Annotated in this window: 10 protein-coding genes and 1 other annotated feature; all 10 genes read left to right on the top strand. The window is 39.5% G+C overall.

Annotated features, from left to right (window positions below; translation table 11 throughout):
* The first annotated feature begins 117 nt into the window (after positions 1-117).
* Complete coding sequence (locus tag MOZ64_RS02825; protein WP_320325098.1) at positions 118-11,721, top strand: CLIPPER-2 domain-containing protein; 11,604 nt, start codon at positions 118-120, stop codon at positions 11,719-11,721.
* A gap of 125 nt (positions 11,722-11,846) precedes the next feature.
* Positions 11,847-11,996, top strand: coding sequence for a 50S ribosomal protein L33 (rpmG, locus tag MOZ64_RS02820; protein ID WP_128519882.1), 150 nt, complete (start codon positions 11,847-11,849; stop codon positions 11,994-11,996).
* Positions 11,997-12,035: 39 nt separating this feature from the next.
* A complete protein-coding gene (locus MOZ64_RS02815) occupies positions 12,036-12,644 on the top strand; it encodes an MBL fold metallo-hydrolase (protein WP_277633812.1) in 609 nt (202 codons plus the stop codon).
* Positions 12,645-12,693: 49 nt separating this feature from the next.
* A complete protein-coding gene (locus tag MOZ64_RS02810) occupies positions 12,694-13,677 on the top strand; it encodes an ATPase, T2SS/T4P/T4SS family (RefSeq protein ID WP_173446023.1) in 984 nt (327 codons plus the stop codon).
* A gap of 912 nt (positions 13,678-14,589) precedes the next feature.
* Positions 14,590-14,889 (top strand): competence type IV pilus major pilin ComGC, encoded by a 300-nt coding sequence (comGC, locus tag MOZ64_RS02805; RefSeq protein ID WP_128519878.1) that lies wholly within the window; start codon positions 14,590-14,592, stop codon positions 14,887-14,889.
* Positions 14,867-15,250, top strand: coding sequence for a type II secretion system protein (locus MOZ64_RS02800; protein ID WP_128519877.1), 384 nt, complete (start codon positions 14,867-14,869; stop codon positions 15,248-15,250). Before comGC ends, MOZ64_RS02800 begins: the two co-directional genes overlap by 23 nt.
* The gene (locus MOZ64_RS02795) at positions 15,243-15,401 is read left to right on the top strand and encodes a prepilin-type N-terminal cleavage/methylation domain-containing protein (RefSeq protein ID WP_320325097.1); all 159 of its coding nucleotides are present in this window, start codon (positions 15,243-15,245) and stop codon (positions 15,399-15,401) included. The genes MOZ64_RS02800 and MOZ64_RS02795 overlap by 8 nt, the downstream gene beginning before the upstream one ends.
* Positions 15,364-15,762, top strand: a complete 399-nt coding sequence (locus MOZ64_RS02790; protein ID WP_320325096.1) for a competence type IV pilus minor pilin ComGF — start codon at positions 15,364-15,366, stop codon at positions 15,760-15,762. The genes MOZ64_RS02795 and MOZ64_RS02790 overlap by 38 nt, the downstream gene beginning before the upstream one ends.
* Before the next feature lie 43 nt (positions 15,763-15,805).
* Positions 15,806-16,120 (top strand): hypothetical protein, encoded by a 315-nt coding sequence (locus MOZ64_RS02785; RefSeq protein ID WP_148039799.1) that lies wholly within the window; start codon positions 15,806-15,808, stop codon positions 16,118-16,120.
* Positions 16,121-16,127: 7 nt separating this feature from the next.
* Positions 16,128-16,326: a binding site (T-box leader), on the top strand.
* Positions 16,327-16,357: 31 nt separating this feature from the next.
* Positions 16,358-18,754: a leucine--tRNA ligase gene (gene leuS, locus MOZ64_RS02780; RefSeq protein WP_173446020.1), complete on the top strand. Its 2,397-nt coding sequence runs from the start codon at positions 16,358-16,360 to the stop codon at positions 18,752-18,754.
* The last annotated feature ends 3 nt before the right edge of the window (positions 18,755-18,757 follow it).

The raw sequence follows: 18,757 nt of genomic DNA, 5'->3' as shown, positions 1-18,757 counted from the left end.
ACAATTCGAAGTGTATCCTATTTTAGATTCCACAAAAAGAACAGAACAATCATTCAATAAAAGATCGTATTTTTGTATTATTTTTTGAGCAAAAAATTTTAAGAGGGAGGACTACTGATGCAGAAAGGTATAAAAAAACTGCTCAGTGTTTTGATCGTTTTCGGTATGGTCGTTTCAACGTTCACTTCTTCCGTTACACCAACGTATGGAGAAGACATTATAGAACAACCAACAACGGAAACAACGGCAGAAACGCCAACGACCGAGGAGGCGAATCAAACAACTGAATCGAATGTTCCACAAAAGACAGAAACATCTCCGTCTGAACAATCGACAACAGAATCACAGGCAACAACGGAAGTTGAGACAACCCCACAGGAAGAACCAACAACCCAAACAGCATCTAATGAAGAGGATACAAACACAACAAGCAATGAAGAAGAAAAAGTATCCTATCCCGCACAAAATTTTTCGAAGAGTGCAGGGAAGGTAACGGTTCATGTCAGTGCGGTGGAAGGAATATTCCCAGAAGGCACGACAATGACAATCACGCCTGTATCGAGTAAAACGGCAACACAAATTGCGAAACAAACGATTACAGGAAATGAAAAAGTAGAAGATGCGATTGGTGTAGACATTACATTCTATGATTCATCAGGCAAAGAAATCGAGCCAAAAGATGGACAGGGTGTACAAGTACAAATGCAATTAAACGAGAGCTTGAAAGGTAAAGATTTCACCGTTGTCCATCAAGAAGACAATGGTACCGTTCAAACCGTTTCTCAAAATGCTTCCGCACAAGGTGCAACATTCAATGCCAATGCCTTTTCTATCTATGTTATTACGGGTATTGGAACGGAAGATGAAGATCCCGCTGTGGCGACGTATCAATTCCATGATGCCAATGGTGATGTATATGCTACACAAAAGGTGAAAAATGGTGAAACATTAACAGCACCAGAATCACCAGAAAAAGAAGGTAATATTTTTAAAGGATGGGCGACCAGCCAAGGTTCGAGTGAAGCCAACTTTGATATTACGAAAGCGATAACGGTTGAAAAGACTTCGACGGTTGACTTATATCCTGTCTTTTCACAAAAGCTATATGTATTCTTTACAGATAAGACAGGTCGTGTTTTCAATACCAAAGAGGGAGCACCTGGCGAGGTCATTACGACTTCAGATGTTTCGGTACCATTGGGATCGGAAGAATCCGTTACTGGTTGGTATACTGATAAAGAGCTGACCAACGCAGTTAACGAGGTAACATTATCGGATCACAATGTGACATTATATCCGAAAATTGAAAAAGGTCATTATTTATATTTTTCAACCGGAGATAATGCTTCGTATATCGAACCGGAATTTGTAGCCGCTGGGAAACAAACCCAAAAGCCAAACAATCCGACACGTCCAGGTTATATGTTTAAAGGATGGTCGACTACTGAAGGTGGATCCGTCAACTATCATTTTGGCCAAACGTTGAGTGATAATCAAACAATCTATGCTGTATGGTCTGCCAATACGGATACATCTTATACAGTCATCTATTGGAAACAATCGATCAATGATAGTAAGGATGCAACCGATAGCACGAAGACCTATGATTACGAAGATTCCGAAATACGTACAGGCCAAACCGGAGATGTGGTTTCTCCATCTAATTCGGATCGAAATAAGAACTATACGGGATTCCGTTACAATGCATCGAAATCCACGTCCGTTAGTATCAATGGTGATGGAACAACCGTATTAAATGTTTATTACGATCGCGTTTCGATGACCATCCATTTCCAAGAATGGTCTCGTGGTACTACGCTTTATACCTATACTGGTTTATATGGTCAGACATTGAAACAGAATGGATATAGCTGGCCATCACCAGGTAATGGAAAATGTTGGCAAGAGAGTGATAATACGATACTAACTTTCTTAGACGCGTTTATTTTTGATAATAATGAATATTCAACGGATGGAAATGGAAATCAAACATTAACTCTAACAAAAAATAATTATTCTGCAGTACGTACCATTCGCCATTACAAGCAAAACCTCGATGGTTCGTACAGTACAACACCGACCAATTCTACGCAGGCAGGCAATGGTACTTTCAACTTTACGAATAAGTATACCGGATTCACGGTTTCCCAATATCGTTTAGGAAGTAGTGGTTCATGGACAAATACCAGTGCAGGTCAATCGGTATCTGGAAGCAGAGAAGATCTTTATGTGCGGTATACAAGAAATAGTTATGAATTGGCATTCTATAACTATAATGGTGTATCGAGAGAAGAATCGGTTTTGTATGAACAATCATTAAATTCGTTTGCGAACTATACACCGGCTCGTCCTTCGGGAATCCCAGATAGTTTTACTTTCCAGGGATGGTATAAAGATCCAGAAACGACACAGAAATTTGATTTCAATACGGTTATGCCAGCTGCAGGATTGACTTTGTATGCGAAATGGGCAGCCCCAACCTATACGGCAACCATTCATACGACAATAAGCGGTGATGGAATGACAATTCCAATCGATGTACAGTATGGCGAAAAAATCAATCCTTCGCTTTTACCAACTGTAAAAGATGCATATGGTAATATTTTATCGGAAGGATCTGGCACCATTATCACGATTCCAGAAAATACGGAATGGATTGGTTGGGCAACCAAAGATGGCAACAACTACACGACCTTTAATTTGGATACCCAACTCTATAATGATATTGTGTTGTATCCACATTATCTAAGTACGCAAAAGTACACGATCACCTATGATGCGAATGGTGGTGGCGGAAGCGTTACCGATCCAAAGCAGTATGTAAATGGAACGTATGCAGACATTCAATCGGCTAAAGGGCTGAGGGCACCAAATAAGAAATCATTCTTATATTGGTCAACCGACAAAGACGGAACGGACACTTCTTATTATCCGGGAGATAAAATAGAAGTGACTGGTAATATGACGTTGTATGCGATCTATGGTGATCCAGCGAAGACAACAAGTTTGACGTATCATTCGAATTATCCAGATGGTGTTGAGCTGACGAAAAAACAAACGATCAATAATTCGGATGAATTAGAAAACAACGTATCTTTCAAGGCCTATACCCATACAGAAGCTGGATTTGCAGTTCCAAATGGATATTATTTTGATGGCTGGAAAGATAGTAGTGGAAAATCGATCCAAGCCGGTGAAACTATTTTGGTCGACAATACAAGCGATAACGACTTGTATGCGCAATGGAAAAAGAAAAAATCACTCGTGATCCAAGTCACAGGAAATGAGACATCTCATGTTTATGATGGAAAGAGCCATTCTGCAAGTGGTTATACATTATCTTACACGGTAGATGGCAAAACGGCTTCGAATCTGCCTTCCGGATTGACATTGGATGAATCGGCTGCCCAAGCAAAAGCAGCTACTGGTAAAAAAGCCGGTACGTATGCGATTGGTTTAACGGCTGGTGATTTTGAAGTAACTGGCAATGATTTGAATCAGTATTCGATTTCGATCCAAGTCAGTGATGGTCATTTGTTGGTGACAAAACGTCAGGTGACTTTAACTTCCGAAAGCGCAACAAAGAAATATGACGGTAAGGCACTCACGAAACCAAATGTGACGTTAAGTGGTGCTGGATTTGTTGATGGCGAAGTTTCAAATATCAAAGCGACGGGTTCGATCACCAAAGTAGGTTCTACAAAGAATACTATCACGTATACAGAAAATAGTGGTTTTGATAAAGAGAACTATACTATCCAAATCAAAGAAGGTACATTGACTATCATAACGAATGAAGACGAGATCAATATTCGTGCCAATCATGCGAGCAAAGTGTATGATGGTACACCTTTGAATGATAAAGGATTTAGTGTTACTGGCTTACCAGACGGCTATACGGCAGAAGTAACTACAAGCGGTAGCATTACCGATGTGGGACAAACCAATAATGTGATCCAAACAGTTGTGATCAAAGATAGCGATGGCAAAGATGTAACCGATCAATTTAGCAACATCATTCGAAAAAATGGTGTCTTGAGCGTGACCAAACGTCAGGTTACCTTAACTTCCGAAAGTGCTAGCAAGGTCTATGATGGCAAAGCATTGACCAAACCAGATGTTACCGTAGGCGGCGATGGTTTTGTCGATGGTGAAGTGACAGATATCAAAGCGACCGGATCGATCACTGAGGTTGGTGGTGTGACCAATACGATCACGTATACGACGCAAGGTGGATTCAAGGAGACCAACTACGACATTACAAAAACCGAAGGAACGTTGGTCATTACGCATAATGCGAATGAAATTATTGTGCGTGCCAAAGATGCAACAAAGCTTTACGATGGCAAAGCATTACGTGCCGATGCCGAAGTATTAGGTTTACCAGATGGGTATACAGCTGATGTAGAAACAAGTGGAAGTATCACGGATGTCGGCGTCACGGTCAATCGAGTAACTTCGGTAAGCATCAAAAATGCTGATGGAAAAGATGTGACGAATCAATTCTCAAATATCGTTCGTGTCAATGGTACTTTGACGGTCAATAAACGAAGTGTCGTTTTATCGTCGCGCAGTGCTACAAAGACTTATGATGGTACGGCACTAACATCGCCAACTGTTACGATTTCTGGTGATGGTTTTGTCGATGGTGAAGTTTCCAATATTCGTGCAACAGGATCTATCACAAAAGTAGGTTCTACACCGAATACCATTGCTTATGATACAAGTTCAAAATTTGACGAAGACAACTACGACATCGTTAAAAACGAAGGTACATTAACAATTATACATAATAAAGATGAAATCGTGGTTACGGCACATAATGCGTCCAAGACCTATGATGGATCTGCTTTAACGAACAATACGTATGACATCGTTGGTTTACCAGATGGGTATACCGCTGAGGTTCATGTCCAAGGCAGCGTTACAGATGTAGGAAAAGCCGATAATGTGATTCAAAGCGTTGTCATCAAAAAAGGTGACGAAGATGTAACAGATCAATTCGAAAATATTACTCGAATCAATGGTACCTTAACGGTCACTAAACGCACTGTCCATTTAACTTCACAAAGTCTTTCTAAAGAATATGATGGCACACCGCTATCTGCACCAACAGTCAGTGTGAGTGGTGATGGCTTTGTGGATGGTGAAGTATCCGATATCAAAGCAATTGGAACGATTACCGAAGTTGGTGGTGTACCAAATACCATTTCTTATACGGAAAATGCGGCATTTAATGCCAATAACTATGAAATCACCAAAACCGAAGGTACGTTATCGATTACGCAAAATTCTACAAGGATCTTAGTGAAAGCCAATGATGCCAAAAAGAAATATGATGGTACAGCTTTGAAGGAAAGCAGTGCAACGGTTACTGGTTTGCCAGATGGTTTTGTAGCTGAAGTGACAACGGAAGGTAGCATTACCAATGCGGGTGCAACCGACAATCTTGTAGCCTCGGTAGTGATCAAAAAAGACAACAAAGATGTTACCAATCAATTTAGTAACATTATTCAGGTAGCCGGTCTATTAACGGTATCGAAGCGCACAGTGACGTTAACTTCAGAAAGTGCAAGCAAAGTATATGATGGTAAGGCATTGACTAAACCAAATGTTACCGTAAGTGGTGATGGTTTTGTGGATGGTGAAGTAAGTAACATTCATGCAACTGGTTCGATCACGAATGTTGGTGGTGTGACCAATTTCATCACATATACTGAAATGGATTCATTCCAATCTGGTAACTATGAAATCATCAAGAGCGAAGGTATTTTGACCGTTACGCAAAATCAAGATGTCATTACGGTTCGTGCGCGAAATGCTTCTAAGAAGTATGATGGATCTGCACTTACCGAAAACAATGCTGATGTATTCGGTTTGCCAGATGGCTATACCGCTGAAGTAGTTACTAGTGGCAGCATTACTGATGTAGGCAATACCAATAACGTAGTCACGAATGTGATCCTTCGCAATGCGGATGGCAACGATGTCACCAATCAATTTGCGAATATCATCAAGATCAATGGAACGTTGACTGTCTACAAACGTACGGTGATCCTAAGTTCGGAAAGTGCAACGAAGCCATACAACGGCAAGTCGTTGCGAGCACCGGATGTTACAGTGACTGGCGATGGCTTTGTGGATGGACAAGTAAGCAATATTCATGCAACCGGAAAGATCACTGAAGTAGGTAGTGTTCCGAATCCAATTGAATATACGACGCATAGTGGTTTTAAAGAATCGAACTATGAAATCATCAAGAATGAAGGAGAATTGGTCATCACGCAAAATACCGATGCGATCTTAGTCAAGGCCAATGATGCAACAAAGACCTACGATGGTCGAGCACTAACTGAAAAGAATGCGGAAGTAACAGGTCTGCTCGATGGCTTTAGTGCCGAAGTAACAACCGAAGGTAGCATTACCAATGCGGGAACAACGGACAATACTGTAAAATCTGTCGTAATCAAGTATGGTGATAAAGATGTGACGGATCAATTTGCGAATATCGTCAAAGTCAATGGTACATTAACAGTTAACAAGCGGTATGTGAACTTGGCCTCTAACAGTGCTAGCAAGGCCTATGATGGCAAAGCACTCACGGATGCTGAAGTAACCATTAGTGGCGATGGTTTTGTGGATGGTGAAGTCAGTGACATCAAAGCGATTGGAACGATTACCAAAGTAGGAAGTGTAACCAATACGATCAGTTATACAACGCAGCCAAAATTTAAAGCGGATAACTATGATATTTTCAAAAATGAAGGTACATTAACGATCACGCGGAATAGTGATGAAATCGTTGTTGCGGCACATAATGGAACCAAGTTGTATGATGGTATTCCATTGACCCAAAGCGATTATGACATTACTGGATTGGGAAGCAATTACACGGCGGAAGTAAAGATCACAGGTAGCATCACCGATGTTGGCGAAGTGGCAAATGTGGTTGAATCGGTTATTATTCGCGATATTGCCGGTAATGATGTGACCGATCAATTTGAACATATCCAACGGATCAACGGTGTATTGAAAGTGAATAAACGTACTGTGAATTTGATGTCAGAATCGGCATCCAAAGAATATGATGGTACGCCATTGACGGCACCAAATGTTGCGGTGAAAGGCGATGGCTTTGTGATTGGTGAAGTATCAGACATTCAAGCAGTCGGTACGATTACAAACGTAGGTTCGGTTAAAAATGATATTACGTATACAAAGAATTCTTCCTTTAAGGCAGACAATTATGATATCACTGAATATGATGGTACATTGACGATCACGTCAAGTACGAAGGCTATTTATGTCAAAGCCAATGATGCGCAGAAGACCTATGATGGCACGGCTTTAGAAGAGAAGAATGCGACAGTCACTGGTTTACCAGCCGGCTTTACAGCGGAAGTTACAACAAGTGGTAGCATTACTGATGCAGGCGTGGCAAATAATGATGTAACATCGGTCAAAATCTTGAAAGATGGAAATGATGTCACCAATCAATTTGTCAATATCATCACTGAAGATGGAACTTTGACTGTCAATAAACGTGTTGTGAATTTGAAATCGGACAGTAAAGCCAAAAAATATGATGGCATGCCATTAACAGCACCAACCGTAACTGTAAGTGGTGATGGTTTTGTGAGTGCAGAAGCACCAACGGTTGAAGCAACCGGTACAATTACGGATGTTGGTAGTACGATCAATACGATCAAACTGACCTATACGCCAGGTTCTGGATTCAAGCAAGACAATTATGAAATCAACTTGGACGAAGGTACGTTAGCAATCACAAGTAATGAAGATGAAATCGTTATTGCTGCACACAATGCAACAAAGGTATACGATGGCACACCTTTAACACAGAGTGGTTATGATTATGTTGGATTACCAACTGGCTTTACCATGGAAGTAACGACAAGTGGCAGTATCACAAATGTGGGAACAGCCGAAAATGTCATTGCGAAAGTGGTCATTCGAAATAGTGATGGTAAAGATGTGACGAATCAATTTGCTCATATTACGAAAGTGTCGGGTACGTTGACCGTGACAAAACGAAGCGTGAACCTAAGCTCTTCGAGTGCATCGAAAGAATATGATGGTACGCCATTAACCGCAAGTACGGTTACCGTATCTGGTGATGGCTTTGTCGATGGTGAAGTAAGCAATCTAGAAGCGATTGGATCTATCACAAAAGTTGGCAGTACCCCAAATGCGATTGAGTATACGGCCCATGCTGGATTTAATGCAGGTAATTACGAAATCGTTAAAAACGAAGGTACATTAAAGATCACACCGAATACGCAGTCGATCACGGTAAAAGCAGGAAATGCGACACGCGAATACAATGGTGTTGCCTTAGTCTATGACAGGTATTCCGTGACGGGATTGCCAGAAGGTTTCACTATCGAAACGAGTGTGAGTGGTCAACAAACGAATGTTGGTAGTACGGATAATGTAGTGGGTGATGTCGTTATCAAGAAAGGCGATGAAGATGTCACAAATCAGTTTGCACAAATCAAAAAAGTGAATGGTAAATTAACCGTTACGAAACGTGTTGTCAACTTAAGTTCTTCGAGTGCATCGAAAGAATATGATGGCCAAGCCTTAACAGCACCAACTGTTGCCATCACAGGTGATGGATTCCTAGATACGGAAGTTTCCAATGTACGTGCAACCGGTACGATCACGAAAGTCGGTACAGAAAAGAATACGATTGCGTATGATACAAATACTCGTTTCAATGAAACCAATTATGAAATTAACAAGACGGAAGGTACATTAGAAATTGTTCCAAATACGGATGTTATTACCGTAAAAGCAAAGAGCATGGAGAAGATGTACGATGGCACTACATTGAGCGATGTGGGTGCAGATGTATCCGGTTTACCAGAAGGATTTAGTGCAGATGTCCAAACGAGTGGCAGTATCAAGAATGTAGGTACGAAAGAAAACAAGATCACATCCGTCAAGATCATGAAAGATAATGAGGATGTAACATCGCAGTTTGCCAATATCGTACAGATTGATGGAACATTAACGATTAATCCTCGAACTGTTCATTTGCGTTCGGAAAGTGCAGATAAGATTTATGATGGAACCCCATTAGTTGCATCAAAAGTCACGATCACAGGCGATGGCTTTGTGGAAGGTGAGGTATCGGATATCGAAGCTACCGGTTTCATCAAGAAAGTGGGTTCTGTCAAGAATGCGATTACCTATAAAACCAATGCGACTTTTAACGAAGTAAATTATGTGATTACAAAAGATGAAGGTACTTTGACCATTACGCAAAGTGAATTAGAAATCGTAGTCAATGCACGAAGCGTAACGAAACGATATGATGGTACTCCATTGACCGAAAGCAATGCAGATGTATTGGGATTGCCAAAGGGATACACAGCTGAAGTCAAGACAAAAGGCACGATAACCGACGTTGGCACAGTGGATAATATCGTTGAATCTGTAGTGATTAAAGATGCAGATCAAGACGATGTAACTGATCAATTCAAGTCCATCCAGAAAAATCCAGGTACATTGACGATCATCAAACGTAAGGTGAATGTAGTATCTGCATCGGGAACAAAAGAATACGATGGTACTCCATTAACAGCACCAAGTGTTCGTGTGAGTGGTGATGGCTTTGTCGATGGTGAAATCAGTGATCTGAAAGCAACTGGAACCATCACAAAAGTGGGTACAGTGAAGAATACCATTGCCTACACTGAAAACAAAGAAACATTTAAGGCAAGCAACTATGCTATCACCTATACGGAAGGTCAATTAACCATTACACCAAATACCAAGATGATTCATGTGCAAGCCAAAGATGCAGAAAAGACATATGATGGTACGTCGTTGAATGAAGATGGTTATGTTGTTACGGGATTGCCAGAGGGCTTTAGTGCAACAGCTACGACAACGGGTGAAATCACGGATGCTGGCAAAGCATCGAACCTAGTTTCATCGGTTAAAATTCTAAAAGGTGATGAAGATGTGACCGATCAATTTGCGAATATTCATAAAGTAGATGGAACTTTAACGGTGAACAAACGGAAAGTGAACTTGCAATCGGCAAGTGCAAGCAAAGTGTATGATGGTAAAGCATTAACGAGTCCGGCAGTTACAGTTTCTGGCGATACCTTTGTCGATGGTGAAGTGACAGAATTAAAGGCTAATGGATCGCAGTTGTATGTAGGTGAATCGAAAAATGAAATTAGCTACAAGAAAGGAAAGAACTTTAAAGGTGATAACTATATTGTCACTTTAGAGGAAGGAACTTTAACAGTTACTGATGAAAATGTTCCAACGGATCTTGTAGTCACAAAGAAACATGATTCGAAGACCTATCAAACTGGTGATACGATCCACTTTACGATTGAAGTAACCAATATTTATGATAAGCCACAAACCATTACGATCGTTGAACAAGATGATGTTCAGATCACGGGTGAAAATGTATTTACCAATGTAGCACCAGGTGAAACCGTTACGACAACAGCGACTCACGTTGTGAGTGATGAAGATGTAAATGCCAAAGAATATACCAATATCGTAACGGCAAAATTCGAAGATGGTAAGGACTATGAAGGTCAAGATAAAGAAGATCAATTTGGTCGCTTAGAGATTTCAAAGACGGTTACGAGTACACCGAAAGAGGGTAATCTATATAAAAATGGTGAAACTATTTCGTATCGAATCACCGTCAAGAATACAGGTAATACTGTTGCCAAGAATGTTCAGGTTCGTGATGACTTAACTGGATTGAAGGAAACATTGAATGAACTGGCTGCTGGTGAAGAAAAATCTTTTGATACTACCTATGTGGTTACGGATCAGGATGCCAAAGCAGGTAAAGTAAGCAATGTTGCGACCGTTTCAGCAGACGATTTAGATCCAGTGGAAGATAAAGTGGATACACCAGTAGAAACTTCTAACCCAAGTTTATTGGTTGAAAAGACTTCCGATAAGGATAGCCCTGCAAAACTAGGTGAAACGATTCACTACACAGTGAAAGTAACCAATACGGGTAATGTAACGATCAAGAATGTAACCGTTGATGATGAATTAACGGATGATCATTGGGATGTTGGCACATTAAAACCAGGTGAATCACAGTCGTTCGATACCCAATACAAGGTAACAGAAGCAGATGTAGCTAAAGGCGAAGTTGTCAATGTGGCTACGGCCGATGGCGAAGATTCAACAGGCGACAAACCAGATGTGACTCCAGGTGAAGTAACGAATGAAACAGAAAAGAGTCAGCCGCATCTGACCTTAACGAAAACAACAACAAGCACACCACAAAATAAAGACGGTTATACGAAGGGTGAAACAATCACATACCGTATTAAAGCCGAAAATGATGGTAATGTTGAGTTGCGTGATATTAAGGTAGAAGATCCTCTCACAAAGGATACTTGGTCGATTGAATCCTTACAACCAGGTGAATCTAAGACATGGACAACAAGTTATATCGTAACAGAAGCGGATCAAGTAAAAGGTTCGGTTGTGAATGATGTAACCGCAAGTGCAAAAACATCGACCGGCGATGACCCAGTCATCGTTCCAGGACATACATCCGATAAGATCTTGACACCTAAAAAAGTCAATAAGGAAAATACAAATACTGGTGTTGAGTCCTTTGGTGGTACGTATGCTGCAGCGATGTTAGCGGCTGCCGGATTATTGCTGAGTCTAAAACGAAGAAGAAAAGATGATGAATGATCATTGTTTTGATTCGAATGAAAAAGTGGGTTCGACCCACTTTTTCAATGTATGATGAATTGTTCTTGCACAATGAAAGCAATTTTGATACAATTCTATCGTTAACGTGGAAAGGTGTGAGACGAATGAGAGATCGTATTACTTTTAAGTGTTCTGTATGTGGAGAAGAAAACTACATTGGTACTCGTAATAAAAAGAAACATCCTGATCGCATGACAATCAAAAAATATTGTCCAAAATGCAATAAAATGACTGAACATAAGGAGAAAAGATAAAAAAGACCGTTTTCGGTCTTTTTTATATATGTGAACGTTATGAAAGTAATTACACGTATGCTTGGTCCCATCGATACCAATTGCTATGTTTTGATTAATGAAGGACATGCACTGGTTATTGATCCGGGTGGACCATTTGATGATTTGGATGCCATTTTAAAATCTGAGAATGCCGTATTGGATGCCATCGCATTGACCCATGCACATTTTGATCATATTGGTGGAATTCCCAGTATTTTAGAAAAACATCCCGTACCTGTTTATGTGCATTCCAGTGAATTTGATTTCTTTGATGATGACAAATTGAACGTATCATCTTACTTTGGTATGCCTTTTCGATGCAAAGTTTCACCAACGGCTCTAACACTGCCAAAATGTAAAATTGGTGCCTTTGAATTGGAAGTTCTTCATACACCAGGACATACACGAGGTTCTTGTGTATTTTTGATTGATCAGTATATGTTTTCGGGAGATACACTATTTATGGGTTCTTGTGGAAGGGTAGACATGCCAACTGGTTCGTATTCACAAATGAATGAATCGCTTCATACCCTAAAGAAACTCTATATCAACTATATCGTATATCCTGGACATGGACCGGCATCGACCCTGGAACATGAAAAACAATGGAATTCCATGATGGAATAATGGAAGTACATATTTTGTACTTCTTTTTTTTCTGTCCGTATTAGAGTACATGGAAGAACTATTAGATGCATTGATTCAATTAGCCCTTGATAAACGAGCCAGTGATATTCATTTTACTTGTAGTCATGGACAGTTACATATTCAATTACGTACGATGCAAGGATTAATAGATATTGATCAAAATGTATGGAAACCTGCTTTTTTTGAATTCTTGAAATTTCATGCTCGTTTTGATTTAACCAATCCATGGATACCGCAAAGTGGACAATTTGTCTATCATGATATTTTTTGTCGATTCAGTGTCATCTACAATCACGATATCCAAACAGGTGTTTTGCGCTTGCTTCATACGCAAATGGATCTGAAAATTGAAGATTTAACGTTGGATGTATCACAAAGACAGTTCTTACATCAATTAACAACCATTCGTCAAGGTTTGGTTTTATGTGTAGGACCCACCAATTCAGGAAAGACCACTACCTTGCATGCCATTCTACATGAAATTGCTCTAAATAAACGTTATAAAGTGGTGAGCTTAGAAGATCCCATTGAAATTGACGATCCATCCTATCTACAATTGGAAATCAATCCATCTCAAGGATTTACGTATGAATGCGGAATCGAAGAATTATTACGACACGATCCCGATGTGATTTTGATTGGAGAAACGCGTAATAGTTATACAGCGAAGATGGTCATACGCGCGGCGTTGACGGGACATATGGTCTTTACAACGTTACATGCCAAAAATGGAAAAGAAAGTATTTCACGTATGATGGATTTTGGTATTGCCAAATACGAGTTAAAAACAACGCTAACAGCCATCTTAGCCCAACGATTATATATGTCTTCTGCTTCTTCCAAACAATGTATTTATGAATTACTGACAGGAAAGGAACTGCGCTATGTCTTGGAAAACGATGCCTATTCACCGACGCATATCACTTTGGATCAAGCCATTCGCAAAGCTCTTATCCAAGGAGATATCACTGACAAACAAGCCGAATTGGACATACAAGATCTCAAAGGATGAAATCAAACAATTTGCGTTATTGAATCAACATGGTTTGGATACGGTAACCATGATTGAATTAAGTTTTAAAGAACACAAAAAAATATTAGCTGGTTTGGCTCAAGGAAAATCATTGGTTGACATGTTGTGTGTCAATACCAAAGAACCATATTTTCAAACCTTACATATTTTATGCCAATCACTACCTTTTGATAAAGCCATCCGTTGTACGGATGCTTTAGATACAGTTCAATCTGAATTAAAGACAAAAGTTCTACGCGCACTGGCCTACCCAACCTTTCTCTTTCTTTTTTCCTATGGACTCATTCTCTTCTTTTCACAAACGATCATACCGTCTTTGTTGACTTATGATTCCTCCTCTACATCCATGGGATTGGTCCGTGCGCTTCAGATTGGCTATACCTTTTTATTTGTGCTGTTACTTTTATTGATTCTTGGTTTTATTTGTCGACATTGGATTCCATTCCTACAGAATAAAATCGAAACATTGCCCTTGTTTCGATCCATTGATTATTATTCGTTTTCTTTAATATGGTGTGCTCTATTAGAAAATGGTTGTTCGACTCAAGTATGCATTCAAACGATGACCAAAATGAAAGCAACCAAGACCAATGCGATACATATTCAATCGCAATTAGAAAAAGGGGTATCCTTGTTGGATGCACTTAATAGCGAATTTGGAAAGGATCCATTATTTATGCGTTGTATTCAATTGGGAATGAACAGTTCCAATTTGCTACATATTTTACCCATCTATCAATCGCGTACATTATATGACATACAAGCACACATCAAAAAATATATTTTATTTGTTCAATTGTTTTCTTATACCAGTGTGGCTATCTTGGTATTGGTTTTCTATCAAGTTTTATTATTACCGTTAAATTTATTACAGACGTTCTAGGAGGTTGCATGAAAAAGAAAAATGCGTTTACGGTATTAGAAATGATGATTGTCATGTTGATTGTTGCGGTTCTTTTATTGATTACTTTACCTAATATCCAGCAAAAAGAAAAAATTATTCGTGCCAAAGGATGTAATGCCTTATTGGATATTGTGAACTCGCAAATCCTATTGTATGAAATTGATCACGATAAAACACCGACTTCTGTATCGGATCTAATTTCGGGTGGCTATCTCAAAAAAGGACAAGATACATGTCCCAATGGCAAGCAGGTGGTGATCGTGAATGGAGATGCGAAAGCCCAATAATGGATTTACTATGCTCCAAACTCTATTTGTATTGATGATTTTTTGTATCCTGGCCATACAAGTAAGACCCTATCGTCCGAGTTTGCGTTTGTTTATGAAACAAATGTTGGATCAAAGCATCCTCATGCAAGAAAGAGCCATGCGTGAAAAACGGGAAGTATCCGTAATTTGGTCGGATCATTCGGTTTCTTTCGATGGACATTCGCTTCGTTATCCATCTAGTGTATCTTGTGAGTCGGCTACCTATCACTACAATGCGAAAGGAAATATCTCGAATGCGTTAACCATTACCTGTTATCAAGGAAAAACATCGAGTCGTTTGATTTTTCAATTGGGATCTGGACGTGGTCGCCTTGAATAAAAATGGTTTCACTTTGGCCGAAGCTCTCTTGGCTTTTTTGATTGTATCCATTTGTGTATTGTTGGTGGTAATGATGGCGGGTTTAGCCAAATCCAATGCAGAAAGCAGGATCGATGATGAAATCGAAACGAAATGGTTTTACGCTGATTGAAGCTTTATTGTCTTTGTATGTATCGCTATTAGTAAGTATGTTGGCGTTTGTTTTGATTCTGAGTGTGTATCATATGTATACATCTCGCCAAACCATTCAGATAGAAGTTGCTATCCTTCAGTTACGACAACGCTGTGCTTTAGCCACTTGCCATGTACAAGAAGGTATATTGATTATTGATATGAACCATGAAACCTATCAAATCGGTTATGATAAGCATCGTTTGGTCAAACAACCAGGCTATGAAATATGGATGGAGAATATTGATGGGGCAACATTTCAGAAACAAGAAAAGGGAATTTATCTTACGATTGATCAGCAAGGAAACAAACAAACCTATCAGATCTATGAATGGGTATAGCACCTGGATCGCATTGGTTTGTTTTGTGTTATTAATGCAAATAATGAGTGTTTTATCCTTAGAGACTTTACAGCAAGTCGCTTTGGTTCAATGTGGAAAACAAAATGTGATTGATTTATCGTGTATATCTTACGCTAAGGCCATGATACGTCAAAACCAAATGGCTCTGCGTTGTGGAACGTCGCGAATGGATGAAAAGAATGTGTCTATTGATGGCATATCGGTTTCCTTCCACGATCATAAAACCTATGTGGAATGTACCTATGCCAAAGCCAATCGTATCGTGACCATGAAGATTTATTATGATGATCAAGCAATCATTTCGATGGATATTGACTCTGTTTTAAAAAAAAGGTAAAATCGAAGCATAGGCGAAGAATTAGAGTAGTAAAGGTATCATTTGTTTGTAGAGACTTGATGGTTGGTGAAAATCAGGAAGAAATGACCTTGAACTTGCTAAGGAGCTGATAAGTAATGTTATCCGTTCTCTTGCGTTAAAAGAGTTGAGTGATCAAATGTTATATTTGATAACTAAGGTGGTACCGCGTTTCAAACGTCCTTAGATAAGGGCGTTTTTTTATTGTAGGAGGAGAAAATGTACGATCATCAGACAATTGAGAAAAAATGGCAAAAGAGATGGTTAGATGAGAAAACATTTAAATGTGATACATCTGATTTTTCTAAGCCAAAGTATTATGTATTGGATATGTTTCCGTATCCAAGTGGCCAAGGTTTACATGTAGGTCATCCAGAAGGATATACGGCAACTGATATTATTGCTCGTAAAAAAAGAATGGAAGGATATAATGTTCTGCATCCAATGGGATGGGATGCCTTTGGTTTGCCAGCTGAACAATATGCCATCCAGACAGGACATCATCCGGCTACCTTTACGAAACGAAATATCGATCATTTCCGTACCCAAATCCAATCCTTAGGATTTAGTTACGATTGGGATCGTGAAGTCAATACGTCCGATCCATCCTATTATAAATGGACACAATGGATCTTTTTGCAATTATATAAAAAAGGTTTAGCCTACGTGGATGAAATTCCAGTTAACTGGTGTCCAGAATTAAAAGCCGTCTTAGCGAACGAAGAAGTCATTGATGGTAAAAGTGAGCGTGGTGGATATCCAGTCATTCGTAAACCAATGCGTCAATGGGTATTGAGAATCACTGCCTATGCGGAACGTTTATTGGATGATTTGAAATTATTGGATTGGCCGCAATCAACTATTGAAATGCAGAAGAACTGGATTGGAAAATCACAAGGTGCTAATGTCGTTTTCAAAATTGATGGATACGACAAAGAATTTACGGTCTTCACCACTCGTTGTGATACATTGTTTGGAGCTACCTATTGTGTTATGTCTCCGGAACATCCATTTGTCGATGAAATCACGACACCAGAACAAAAAGAAGCCGTTGATGCCTATAAAAAGATTTGTGCAACGAAATCCGATTTGGAACGTACTGATTTAAATAAAGACAAAACGGGTGTATTTACAGGGGCTTATGCCATCAATCCTGTCAATGGTAAGAAAATTCCAATCTGGATTTCGGATTATGTATTGGCAAGCTATGGAACCGGAGCTATCATGGCTGTTCCTGCCCATGATACACGTGACTATGAATTTGCGAAAAAATTTGATTTACCAATCATTCAAGTATTGGCTGGTGGTGATATTTCTAAAGAAGCCTATACCGAAGATGGTGTACATATCAATTCCGAATGGTTGGATGGTTTGAACAAAGAAGATGCCATTAAGAAGATGTTGGCATGGTTGGAAGAACATCATTGTGGTGAAGCTAAAACAACCTATAAACTTCGTGATTGGTTATTCTCTAGACAAAGATATTGGGGAGAACCAATTCCTATCATCAATATGGAAGATGGTACGCAACGCGCTGTTGAATTGGATGAATTGCCATTGGAATTACCAGCTACAAATAATTATCAACCAAGCGATAATGGCGAAAGTCCATTGGCACATTTAACCGATTGGGTCAATGTCGAAATCGATGGGGTGAAAGGAAAACGTGAAACCAATACGATGCCACAATGGGCTGGTTCTTGCTGGTATTATTTACGTTATATCGATCCACATAATGATAAAGCTTTAGCAGATCCAAAACTATTAAAACACTGGTTACCAGTTGATTTATATGTCGGTGGTGCTGAACATGCTGTATTGCACTTATTGTATTCTCGTTTCTGGCACAAAGTTTTATACGATTGTGGTGTTGTTCCTACACCAGAACCTTTCCAAAAATTATTCCATCAAGGTATGATTTTAGGATCCAATGGTGAAAAGATGAGTAAATCTCGTGGCAATGTCGTTAATCCAGATGATATTGTCAAATCTCATGGTGCGGATGCCTTACGTGTATATGAAATGTTTATGGGACCTTTGGAATCTGCTTTACCTTGGTCAACAACAGGTCTAGATGGTACACGTAAATGGTTGGAACGTGTCAATCGTTTCTTTACGGAAGTTGCCAATATCACCGATACAAACGATGGTGCTCTAGATAAGAGCTACAACGCAACCGTTAAGAAAGTCAGTCATGATATCGATGCATTGCGTTTTAATACCGCTATCTCACAAATGATGGTTTTCATCAATGATGCCTATAAAGCCAAATCCATTCCTCGTGAATATGCCGAAGGTTTTGTGAAGATGTTCAGTTGTTTTGCACCACATCTAGGTGAAGAATTATGGGCAACCGTATTTGGTCATAAAGATACCATTGCGTATGAACCATGGCCAACCTATGATGAATCGAAGTTGGTTGAAAAATCCGTTACTGTTATTGCCCAAGTCAATGGTAAAGTACGTGGTAAATTTGAAATGCCAGTAGGCAGTGATGATCAATCGTTACAAGATGGAGCTTTGGCATTGCAGAATGTACAACGACAATTGGAAGGCAAAGAAATCAAGAAGATCATTGTTGTCAAAGGTAAAGTTGTCAACATTGTTGCTAAGTAGGCG

Source organism: Absicoccus intestinalis (assembly GCF_033971885.1).
Classification (GTDB): Bacteria; Bacillota_I; Bacilli_A; order Erysipelotrichales; family Erysipelotrichaceae; genus Absicoccus; species Absicoccus intestinalis.
This window is presented reverse-complemented; position numbering and strand designations above follow the sequence as displayed.

Coding starts and splice junctions, on each gene's coding strand:
- MOZ64_RS02790 (WP_320325096.1), top strand. CDS start 15,364: ATGATGAAATCGAAACGAAATGGTTTTACGCTGATTGAAGCTTTATTG.
- MOZ64_RS02800 (WP_128519877.1), top strand. CDS start 14,867: ATGGAGATGCGAAAGCCCAATAATGGATTTACTATGCTCCAAACTCTA.
- MOZ64_RS02825 (WP_320325098.1), top strand. CDS start 118: ATGCAGAAAGGTATAAAAAAACTGCTCAGTGTTTTGATCGTTTTCGGT.
- MOZ64_RS02785 (WP_148039799.1), top strand. CDS start 15,806: ATGAGTGTTTTATCCTTAGAGACTTTACAGCAAGTCGCTTTGGTTCAA.
- MOZ64_RS02810 (WP_173446023.1), top strand. CDS start 12,694: ATGGAAGAACTATTAGATGCATTGATTCAATTAGCCCTTGATAAACGA.
- leuS (WP_173446020.1), top strand. CDS start 16,358: ATGTACGATCATCAGACAATTGAGAAAAAATGGCAAAAGAGATGGTTA.
- rpmG (WP_128519882.1), top strand. CDS start 11,847: ATGAGAGATCGTATTACTTTTAAGTGTTCTGTATGTGGAGAAGAAAAC.
- MOZ64_RS02815 (WP_277633812.1), top strand. CDS start 12,036: ATGAAAGTAATTACACGTATGCTTGGTCCCATCGATACCAATTGCTAT.
- comGC (WP_128519878.1), top strand. CDS start 14,590: ATGAAAAAGAAAAATGCGTTTACGGTATTAGAAATGATGATTGTCATG.